Origin of the sequence: Micromonospora sp. RTP1Z1, from assembly GCF_033804685.1 — a bacterium.
Classification (GTDB): Bacteria; Actinomycetota; Actinomycetes; order Mycobacteriales; family Micromonosporaceae; genus Micromonospora.
Window position 1 is genome coordinate 1 of record NZ_JAPFQV010000110.1, and the last position, 9,391, is coordinate 9,391.

A 9,391-nucleotide genomic window follows, 5' to 3' on the forward strand; every position below is an offset into this window, starting at 1 on the left:
GTGCTGACCGCCGCGTACGGGATGTCGTCGGACCCGGCCACCGCCACGTCGCCGGGTACCCGGATCCCGAGCCCCCGCAGCGCGGAGATCACGCCGAGCGCGGTGGCGTCGCTGGCCGCGAAGATCGCGTCGGTCTCCGGCCACCGGGTGAGGACCTCCAGCGCCGCCCGGCCGCCCCTGGCGGCGCTGAAGTCACCGGCGACCAGCCGCACCGGCAGGCCGGCCGGACGGTGACCATGGCGATCCGGCGGCGGCCCGAGTCGTACAGGTGGCGCAGCACCGCGTCGGCGCCCCCGCCGTTGTCCACGTCGAAGGAGGGCACGGCCGCCGAGCCGATGCCGATCGAGGCCACCCGGCCGCGCAGGCCGGCCGGCACCGCGTCCAGCACCTGTTCGGTGGTGTTGACCAGCACCACCCCGCAGACGCCCCGGTCCTCGCCGAGCCGCCGCAGGCCCGCGGGTGCGCGCAGGGAGAGCCACTCCAGGGCCACCCCGATCCCGTGCGGCGCGCAGACCCGGGCGGCGGCGCCCACCACCCGGTCGACGTAAGGGTCGTCGAGGACCGAGGTGTCGGCGCCGGATACGGCGATCACCAGCCGGACCCCGGCCCCGCGCACCAGGGCGCGGGCCGCCGGATTCGGCACGTAGCCGAGCCGGTCGGCGGCGGCGACGACCCGGTCCCGGGCGGCCGGCGAGGCGAACCCGGTGCCGGCGATCACCCGCGAGGCGGTCGACCGGGACACCCCGGCCGCCCGGGCGACGTCGTCGAGGGTGGCCGGGCGTGTCGTCGGCGTGATCATGTCGTCCTCCACCCGTCCCCGGCCGGCCCCCGCGCCCGGCCCATTCCGGCATCATGCCGGTTCGTGGCGGTCGCCGGTAAGGGGCGGAGCCGGCTTGTGGTGGTAGCGCTCTCAGGTGTGCGATCGTCGGCGAGGCAGTCCCGTGTCGAGAGGAAGACAGCGCTGTGAGCAGCACCACCGACACCCCGACCGCCGACCGGCGGATGGTCCCGCGGCCGGTCCTCGCCGCCCGTACCGGGGTGGCCGTCGTGTTCGCCCTCAACGGGCTGGCGGTGGCCACCTGGTTCTCCCGCGTCCCCGCGGTCAAGGAGTCCCTCGAACTGAGCGCCGGAAGGCTGGGCCTGCTGCTGCTCGCCATGTCCGTCGGCGCGCTGCTGGCGATGCCGACCGCCGGCCTGGTCGCTCAGCGCCTCGGGCCGGCCCGGACGGTGGCGACGTCGACCCTGCTCGTCGCGGTGGGCATGACCGTGGTGGGGCTCTCCGCCGGGCTCGCCGGCTCGCTGGCCGGGGTCGCCGTCGGGCTGTTCGCGCTCGGCTACGGCTCAGGCGCCTGCGACGTGGCGATGAACATCGAGGGCGCGGCCGTCGAGAAGCGGCTGGGCCGGACCATCCTGCCCCGGTTTCACGCCGCGTGGAGCCTCGGCTCGGTGGCCGGGGCGGGCATCGGCGCCGGGGCGGCCCGGGTGGGCGTACCGGTAGGGGTGCACCTGATCGTGCTGGCGACGGTGGTGCTGGTCGGCACGCTGGTCGGCGTCCGGTCCTTCCTGCCGGCCGCCGAGGAGGCCGACGGCTCGGCGGAGCCGGCGGCCCGACGGCGGGCGCAGCTGGCCGCCTGGCGGGAGCCGCGCACCCTGCTCGTCGGCCTGTTGGTGCTGGTGATGGCGTTCACCGAGGGCAGCGCGAACGACTGGCTGGCGGTCGCCTTCGTCGACGGGTACGGGGTCAGCGAGGCGGTCGGCGCCGCCGTCTTCGGCGTCTTCGTGATCGGCATGACGCTCGGCCGTACCGCCGGCACCGTGGCCATCGACCGCTGGGGACGGGTGCCGGTGCTGCTCGGCACCATCGGCCTCGCCACCGCCGGGGCCGCGCTGGCGGTGCTGGCCGGCTCCGGGCCGCTGGCGATCGTCGGCGTCGCGCTCTGGGGGCTCGGTGCGTCGCTCGGCTTCCCGGTCGGGATGAGCGCCGCCGCCGACGATGAGGACCGGGCCCCGGCCCGGGTCAGCGTGGTCGCGGTGATCGGCTACACCGCATTCCTGGGCGGGCCGCCGCTGCTCGGGCTGCTCGGCGACCACGTCGGCACGCTGCGCGCGCTGCTGGTCGTGCCGGTCCTGCTGCTGCCCACCCTTGCCCTCGTCCCGGTGCTGCGCCCACCGGCCCGCTGACCCCGGCGGTCAGCGCACCCACACCCGGCTCGCAGCCGATTTCCAGGCAGGAGTGCTGCACTGGGAGGGACGCCGAGGAGAGGAGCCGACATGGGCTGGTTCAGCCGGCGGCCCCGGGCCGCCGATTCGACGACCCCGACCAAGCTCGACCGCGAGGCGACCGGGGAGGACCTGGCCGCGCTGGAGGCGTTCGTGACCAGCCGCCGGGGCGTGGAGTTCTACCTGGAGCCGGAGACCACGGCGACCGACACCACCGTGGTCGCGATCGCGCACGACGGCGAGTGGATCCGCCGCCGGACCGGCTCGCCGCGCGCCGCCGCGAAGATCGCCAACCGGCACGCGATCCCGCTGTACGAGGCCGCCCGCACCGGCTACCCGGAGCGGATGCGGGCCTGGAACCGGGCCCACCCGGAGCGCCGCGCCCGCTGACCGCTCGTCCGGGCGGGCCCAGCGGCGCCGCCCGGTCAGCCGGCCAACGCCGCGCGCGCCTCGGCCAGGGTCATCGGGTCGGAGTGGGCGGAGACGTACCACTCGACGTCGGCGTCGAGCAGCCCGTACGCCATGGCCAGGTCGGGGCCGTCGTCGGGCTCGCGCAGGTGCAACGGCGGCGGGTACCAGCAGTCGCCGAGCAGCAGCACCCCCGAGTCGGGCACCAGCACCACCGACGAGTCCGGCGCGTGCCGACCCCCCACGTGCCGCACCCGCACCCCGGTGGGCAGGCTCAGCTCGTCGGTGAAGGTGCGGGTCGGGGGCCGCACCACGAAATCCGCCCACGAGTCCACGGCGAGCGCCCGGGCCCGGAAGCTCGGCCCGAGCCTCGGGTTTGCGCGGACCTGTTCGCGCAGATAGCGGTGGCTCCACGGGCGGGCCGCCTCGGCGCGCAGCGGCTCGACGCCGGCGACGTGACCGACGATCTCGACGTCCGGCCAGGCGCAGGCGCCCCAGACGTGGTCCCAGTGGTGGTGGGTGTAGACCAGCCACCGCGCCTCGGGGAGGCCGGCCGCGCCCAGTGCCGCCTGGACCTCCCGGGCGTGCGCCGGGCTCTGCCCCGCGTCGACGATCACACTCCCCGCGTCGTCGGCGACGACCGTCACGCCGGGGCGCACGGCGCCCGGGTCGGGATCGCCGGGAAGGAGCCACACCCGGCCGGCGACATGTCGGAGCGTCACGGTGGCAATTCCTCACTGGGCGACGGTCGGCGGTCCACGGTCGACCCGATGCTGGGGGCTGTGTCGAAGTCTTCGTCGGCGCTTGAGCTGCTCTGACGGGGTTGAGTGCGTGTCGGTGATCGGGAATGGGCGAGGTCTCCGGTAGATGGTTCAGCGACCAAGCAGAACCTGAAACCGGAGATCTCGTGGACACCGTAGCGATGACGAGGCGGTTCGACCTGACAGCGGGCGTTGACCGCGTTGCAGGCCTTGGCCAACGCGGCCGGGCGGGTCGTCTGGGACGTGTCGGTGGACTGCACGACCCCCCGCGCTCATCAGCACGCTGCCGGGGCGCGGAAAAGGGGGAGTTGCAGGGTCATGTCCGTCGTTCCGCCGACACGTCGACGGCCGCGGCGCCGACGATGGCCTTGTCACCGTCGTTCTGCACGTAGCCGACCACCGAGGCGTGTCGTGGATCGAGGTCCGGCGGCACCGCGATTTCGACCCGCCCACGCCCCAGGTCCAACTTCGCGGACGTGAAGGCGCGTACCACGCCGTCCTGCCGCAGCCTCCGCCCGGCGTTCTCACCCCGGGGGACGTCGTTCTCCAGGCCACATTCAACGACCGCCACGTTCAGCACCGCCCGTTCCGGCGGTCGCTCGGCCTGATAGTCCACCACCACCCGGCGCCCGCCGCCCGTGCCCTCGGCGACGTCCTCGATCGACAGCGCGAGCGACGTGGCAGCTGCTTCCGTGAGGGCGGACCTGATCGCTGATGACGCCTGCCGGTGGTCGGAGCCGACGAACTCGACGGTGCCGTTGACGACCATCTGCGGCGTGTACAACCCCCTGGAGCCGAAAGCGCGTGAGTAAGCCTCCTGCCGGAGGGTGTGCGCCGGGTCGCCGTACGGGTCGGCCCAGCCCAGGTGGTCCCAGTAGTCGACGTGGAAGCCGAGGGCGTAGACGGGCTGCCCCCGCTCCCGGGCGTCGCGGTCGATCTCGGACAGCACCTCCTCGGCGGGAGGGCAGCTGTTGCAGCCCTGGGAGGTGAACATCTCCACGACGGCGAAGCCACCACCCGCCGCCGGGTGTCCACTACCCGACCCTGTGCGCGATGTGTCCGCCACGGCGCCGCCTCCTCGGTCAGTCCTGCTGGCGGCGCTGGCCTTCCCGTTACGACCGCCACCATGCCCGCGCTTCTGGGGCCTGTGTCGAAGTCGGTCACAGCCATTCGTTGATGGCGGCGAGGTGGATGGTGGCTTCGTAGCGCACGGCGAGTTTGTCGAACCGGGTGGCGACGGCGCGGTTGCGTTTAAGTCGGTTGATGGCGTACTCCACGGCGTGTGGCCGGCGGGTCCCGCCGATCACGCTGGAGGTCATCCGGCACGGCGCCAGCGCCCACCGGACCGGGTCGCCTTCTCCGGGGCGGCCCCCGAGCAGCCAGCGGCGGTGGCCGGCGGGCCGGGCGCGTGGCGGTGGCTCAGCCGGTCAGTGCATGGCCGAGGGCGTAGCCGAGCGAGGCCGCGCCCAGCCCGGCGACCACGCTGGCCAGCACGTTTGCCAGGGCGTGGAATCCGGCGCCCTCCCGGGTCAGCCGCAGCGTCTCGTAGCTGAGCGTGGACCAGGTGGTCAGCGCGCCGCAGAACCCGGTGCCGACCAGCGCGGTCACCGCCGGCGCGGCCGGCAGCGCGGCCACCGCGCCGAGCAGCAGCGACCCGGCCACGTTGACGGTCAGCGTCCCCCACGGGAACGGCGAGTCGTGCCGGGCCTGCACGGCCCGGTCGGTCAGGTAGCGCAGCGGCGCGCCGAGCGCCGCCCCGAGTGCGATCAGCAGGACGGTCACCGCGCCTCCCGCCGCGACAGCAGGCGGGAGGCCGCCGCGTCCCCGACCCAAACGGCCAGCAGCGCGCCGACCAGCGTCGCCGCGAGGTACGCCAGCGCGGTGCCCGCGGCGCCCGCGGTCACCGCCCGCTGGGCGTCGACGGCGTACGCGGAGAAGGTGGTGAAGCCGCCGAGCACGCCGACGCCGAGGAACGGCCGGACCAGCGGGTGGACCGGTCGTGCCGCGATCACCGCCATCAGCGCGCCGATCAGCAGGCAGCCGGCCAGGTTGATGCCGAAGGTGGCCCACGGGAAGCCGGTCGGGGCGTGCGGGAACGCGGACTGGATGCCGGCCCGGGCCAGCGCCCCGAGCACGCCCCCGGCGGCGATGGCGCCGAGCACCGCCTTGGGGTGGGTGGTCAGCTCCGTCCGGTCGGCGGGTACGTGCAGGTCGACGTCCGGATCGATGCGGAACTCGGGCGGTGGTGTCACGGTGCCTCCCCACCAGGACGGGCATCACTGGCAGGGACCGTTGGCGAGCGTGTCGCGGTTCTCCCGGCGTGACCCGGGACGGCGGGCCCCACCGCCGCTTGTCAGCCGAGGATAACCCCACGCCGTGTCCGGTGGTCCGCCGTGCCTCAGGCCGCTGCGTTGACCAGTTCCGCGGGGGCCGCCGGGCGGGCCGGCGTGCGTCGGGCCAGCCGCTCGGCGACCAGGAGCACGCCCAGCCCGACCGGAGCTGGCGCCGCTGGTGGACACGCTGCACCGGCTGCCCGCCGCCCGCTGACCCACGCCGCCGCTCCCGGGCCCCACGCCGTCGGTCCAGGCCCGTCCGCGCCCCCTGACCTGGCACGACAACCCGGTACGGGCGTACGGTACGCAGCATCGCCCGGCGTCGGAGCCGCGTCGGGGACGCGTCGCGCAGGAGGCAACCGTGCAGGACCGCACCCCTCGTTTGGAGGAGCTGGAGCCCGTCGAACGGGCCGGCGTCGACGAGCTGCGGGCGCTGCAACTGGACCGGCTGCGCCGGTCGCTGCGGCACGCGTACGACAACGTGCCGCACTACCGTCGCGCCTTCGAGGCGGCGGGCGTCCACCCCGACGACTGCCGGGAGCTGGCCGACCTGGCCCGCTTCCCGTTCACCGGCAAGGCCGAGCTGCGGGAGAACTACCCGTTCGGCATGTTCGCCGTGCCCCGCGAGCGGATCGCCCGGCTGCACGCCTCGTCCGGCACCACCGGCCGGCCCACCGTCGTCGGGTACACGAAGGACGCCCTGACCACCTGGGCCCGGCTGATGGCCCGGTCCATCCGGGCCGCCGGCGGCCGGCCCGGCGACCGGGTGCACGTGGCGTACGGCTACGGCCTGTTCACCGGCGGGCTCGGCGCGCACTACGGCGCCGAGGAGCTGGGGTGCACGGTCATCCCGGTCTCCGGGGGCATGACCGAGCGGCAGGTCATGCTGATCCGGGACTTCGAGCCGGACGTCATCATGGTCACCCCCAGCTACATGCTGGCCATCGTGGACGAGATGGAACGCCAGGGCGTCGACCCGAAGTCCACCTCGCTGCGGGTCGGCATCTTCGGCGCGGAGCCGTGGACCGAGGACATGCGCCGGGAGATGGAGCAGCGGCTCGACATGCACGCGGTGGACATCTACGGGCTTTCCGAGGTGATGGGCCCCGGGGTGGCCGTCGAGTGTGTGGAGACCAAGGACGGCCTGCACCTGTGGGAGGACCACTTCTACCCGGAGATCATCGACCCGGTCACCGGCGCGGTCCTGCCCGACGGCGAGCGGGGCGAGCTGGTGCTCACCTCGCTGACCAGGGAGGCCATGCCGGTGGTCCGCTACCGCACCCGGGACCTCACCCGGCTGCTGCCCGGCACGGCCCGGACGATGCGCCGGATCGAGAAGATCACCGGGCGGACCGACGACATGATGATCGTGCGCGGGGTGAACGTCTTCCCCACCCAGATCGAGGAGCTGATCCTGCGTACCCCGGCGCTGTCGCCGCACTTCCAGTGCGTGCTGGACCGGCAGGGCCGGATGGACACGCTCACCGTCAAGGTGGAGCGCCGGGCCGGGGTGGCCGCCGACGAGGCCGCGCGGGCCGGGGCGGCGCTGGTGGAGCAGGTCAAGAACACCATCGGGGTCAGCGTCGCGGTGCAGGTGATCGAGCCGGACGGGGTGGAACGGTCGATGGGCAAGATGCGCCGGATCGTCGACCAGCGGCGGGGAAGCTGACATGGGGGAGCGCGGCGACCGTACGGCGGCGCACGACATGTTCGACGCCGACGTGGCCTCCAAGGGGCTCGGCATCGAGCTGGTCTCCGCCGGCGACGGCGCGGCGGTGGCCCGCATGCGGGTCACCGCGGCCATGCTCAACGGCCACGCCATCGGCCACGGCGGCTTCGTCTTCCTGCTCGCCGACACCGCGTTCGCGCTGGCCTGCAACAGCCACGGGCCGGTGACCGTCGCCGCCGGCGGCGAGATCAGCTTCCTCCGCCCGGTCCGCGAGGGTGACCTGCTGGAGGCCCGGGCCACCGAGCGCACCCGCTACGGCCGCAGCGGCATCTACGACGTCACCGTCTGGCGGCAGGACGAGGTGGTCGCCGAGTTCCGGGGCCGCAGCCGGACCCTGGCGTCCGGCGCCGAGCCGAGCTGAACGGCTGGCTCCGGCCTCCGTGCGTCGCCGGCCCGCCCCACGGCCCGGCGCGGCCGCCGCGTCGCAGGTCTGCGGCACGATGGCCGGATGGGACAGATCCTGCTCCTGCATTCCGTCTACGGCCTGCGCCCCGCCGTGCTCGCCGCCGCCGACCGGTTGCGCGCCGCCGGGCACCAGGTGGTCACCCCCGACCTGTACGCCCTGCCGGCGGTGGAGACCGTCGAGGAGGGTTTCGCCCTGCTCGACAAGGTCGGCCGGGACACGGTGCTCGATCGGGCCCGCGCCGCGGCGCGGGAACTGCCGGCCGAGACGGTGCTGGCCGGCTTCTCGATGGGCGCCGGGGTGGCCGGGGCGCTGCTCGCCGAGCGGCCCGCGGCGGCGGCCCTGCTCCTGCTGCACGGCACCGCGGGCGCGCCCGAGGCGGTGCTTCCGGGGCTGCCGGTGCAGCTGCACCTCGCCGACCCCGACGAGTACGAGCCGCCGGACGAGGTGGACGAGTGGCAGCGGGCGATGACCGCCGCCGGGGCCGACCTGTCGGTGTACCGCTACCCGGGGCCAGGGCACCTCTACACCGACCCGGACGTGTCCGACCACGACCCGGTGGCCGCCGAGCGGACCTGGGAACGCGCGCTGGCGTTCCTCGCCGACCGCTCACCGTCCGGCGGTCGGGTCGCGGTCACCAGATGCCGGCGGGTCGACCGGCCGCCTGACCCGTGGCCTCAGGCGACGCGGCGGACCGGCGCCCGGGCGCCCACGGGTGTCGGTGGCCGACCGGCCGCGCCGCTCGGTGTACCGGTCCACCCGGTCCCGTCCGGGCCGGAGCGTCGCGTCGTCCTCCGTCCGACCGCGACGGTCAGGCCGAACCCGTCGCCGGCCGGGACCACGCCCCACGGAACGGCACCGGGCCGAGCGTTCCCCGCCGGGGACCCCACCCGGCCGGCCGGTCCGGGTGGACCCGCCGCCTGGTCCGCCCCGCCGGCCGGCACCTGATCCGTCCCGGTCGACCGGGCCGCGGGGGGTGCTGTCGGGTGGACCGGCCCGATGGCGCCGACCGGCTGCCGGCCGCCGGTCCGGGCCGGCCGTGAGTCGACGAGCCATCGGCCCGGGCCGGTCCGCCTGCGCCGGGCGCCTGCGTCGACCCCGGGACCGTGCTGACCGGCGGCCGCGGCCGTGCCGGCGGCTTCCTGGGCGACGCCGGCGAGCCGGGCGAACTCGGCGCGTACCGCGCGGGGCAGCCTGGCGCAGGCGACCAGGCGCACCGCCGGTTCGACGACCGCCCAGCCGCCGCAGGCCGCGCGCGCCAGCAGACCCTGGGCGGCCAGCCAGCGCAGCGCCGGCTCCGCGCGGCCCGCCGTCCAGCCGAGCAGCCGCTCGACCGTGGTGGCGGCGAACCGGGCGCCGAGCGCCGCGCCGGCCATCAGCACCGCCCGGTGGTCGCCGTCCAGCCGGTCCAGCCGGGCGTCGACGATCCGGCGTACCGGGTCGGGCACCCGCCCGGCCGCCGCGCCGCCGTCCTCGGTGAGCGCCCGGACGTACGCCTCGGCGACGGCCGGGTTGCCGCCGACAAGCGGGAGCAGGT

The 9,391-nt window shown here is 75.4% G+C and carries 11 protein-coding genes and 1 pseudogene; 6 read left to right on the forward strand and 6 right to left on the reverse strand.

The genetic code is table 11. The annotated features are described in order from the left end of the window. Positions 1 to 796, reverse strand: a pseudogene (locus tag SLP03_RS30925) (LacI family DNA-binding transcriptional regulator); the annotation flags it as partial. Between the two features lie 206 nt (positions 797 to 1,002). Here SLP03_RS30925 and SLP03_RS30930 point away from each other — a divergent pair. Further along, on the forward strand, positions 1,003 to 2,181 hold the full coding sequence (locus SLP03_RS30930; RefSeq protein ID WP_319464191.1) for an MFS transporter: 1,179 nt from the start codon (positions 1,003 to 1,005) through the stop codon (positions 2,179 to 2,181). Between the two features lie 90 nt (positions 2,182 to 2,271). Continuing rightward, positions 2,272 to 2,610 (forward strand): hypothetical protein, encoded by a 339-nt coding sequence (locus tag SLP03_RS30935; RefSeq protein ID WP_319464182.1) that lies wholly within the window; start codon positions 2,272 to 2,274, stop codon positions 2,608 to 2,610. Positions 2,611 to 2,645: 35 nt separating this feature from the next. Here the strand turns inward: SLP03_RS30935 and SLP03_RS30940 are convergent, their stop codons facing one another. The 5 genes from SLP03_RS30940 to SLP03_RS30965 form a co-directional block, all read right to left on the reverse strand. Beyond that, on the reverse strand, positions 2,646 to 3,350 hold the full coding sequence (locus SLP03_RS30940) for an MBL fold metallo-hydrolase (RefSeq protein ID WP_319464183.1): 705 nt from the start codon (positions 3,348 to 3,350) through the stop codon (positions 2,646 to 2,648). Between the two features lie 355 nt (positions 3,351 to 3,705). Further along, on the reverse strand, positions 3,706 to 4,455 hold the full coding sequence (locus SLP03_RS30950) for a DUF1223 domain-containing protein (RefSeq protein WP_319464184.1): 750 nt from the start codon (positions 4,453 to 4,455) through the stop codon (positions 3,706 to 3,708). A gap of 94 nt (positions 4,456 to 4,549) precedes the next feature. Continuing rightward, positions 4,550 to 4,708, reverse strand: a complete 159-nt coding sequence (locus SLP03_RS30955) for a hypothetical protein (RefSeq protein WP_413644771.1) — start codon at positions 4,706 to 4,708, stop codon at positions 4,550 to 4,552. Between the two features lie 100 nt (positions 4,709 to 4,808). After that, a complete protein-coding gene (gene crcB, locus SLP03_RS30960) occupies positions 4,809 to 5,171 on the reverse strand; it encodes a fluoride efflux transporter CrcB (protein WP_319464185.1) in 363 nt (120 codons plus the stop codon). Continuing rightward, entirely contained in the window at positions 5,168 to 5,641 is a 474-nt protein-coding gene (locus SLP03_RS30965; protein WP_319464186.1) for a CrcB family protein, read from the reverse strand. Before SLP03_RS30965 ends, crcB begins: the two co-directional genes overlap by 4 nt. A gap of 442 nt (positions 5,642 to 6,083) precedes the next feature. Between SLP03_RS30965 and paaK the strand changes: the two genes are divergently transcribed. From paaK to SLP03_RS30985, 4 genes are all read left to right on the forward strand, one after another. Then, positions 6,084 to 7,391 (forward strand): phenylacetate--CoA ligase PaaK, encoded by a 1,308-nt coding sequence (gene paaK / locus SLP03_RS30970; protein ID WP_319464187.1) that lies wholly within the window; start codon positions 6,084 to 6,086, stop codon positions 7,389 to 7,391. Position 7,392: 1 nt separating this feature from the next. Further along, complete coding sequence (gene paaI / locus SLP03_RS30975) at positions 7,393 to 7,812, forward strand: hydroxyphenylacetyl-CoA thioesterase PaaI (protein ID WP_319464188.1); 420 nt, start codon at positions 7,393 to 7,395, stop codon at positions 7,810 to 7,812. Between the two features lie 87 nt (positions 7,813 to 7,899). Then, entirely contained in the window at positions 7,900 to 8,802 is a 903-nt protein-coding gene (locus SLP03_RS30980) for a dienelactone hydrolase family protein (RefSeq protein ID WP_319464189.1), read from the forward strand. Between the two features lie 158 nt (positions 8,803 to 8,960). Then, on the forward strand, positions 8,961 to 9,391 hold a 431-nt coding region (locus SLP03_RS30985), incomplete at its 3' end, for a hypothetical protein (protein WP_319464190.1).

Coding starts and splice junctions, on each gene's coding strand:
- SLP03_RS30930 (WP_319464191.1), top strand. CDS start 1,003: ATGGTCCCGCGGCCGGTCCTCGCCGCCCGTACCGGGGTGGCCGTCGTG.
- paaI (WP_319464188.1), top strand. CDS start 7,393: ATGGGGGAGCGCGGCGACCGTACGGCGGCGCACGACATGTTCGACGCC.
- SLP03_RS30955 (WP_413644771.1), bottom strand. CDS start 4,708: ATGACCTCCAGCGTGATCGGCGGGACCCGCCGGCCACACGCCGTGGAG.
- SLP03_RS30980 (WP_319464189.1), top strand. CDS start 7,900: ATGGGACAGATCCTGCTCCTGCATTCCGTCTACGGCCTGCGCCCCGCC.
- SLP03_RS30935 (WP_319464182.1), top strand. CDS start 2,272: ATGGGCTGGTTCAGCCGGCGGCCCCGGGCCGCCGATTCGACGACCCCG.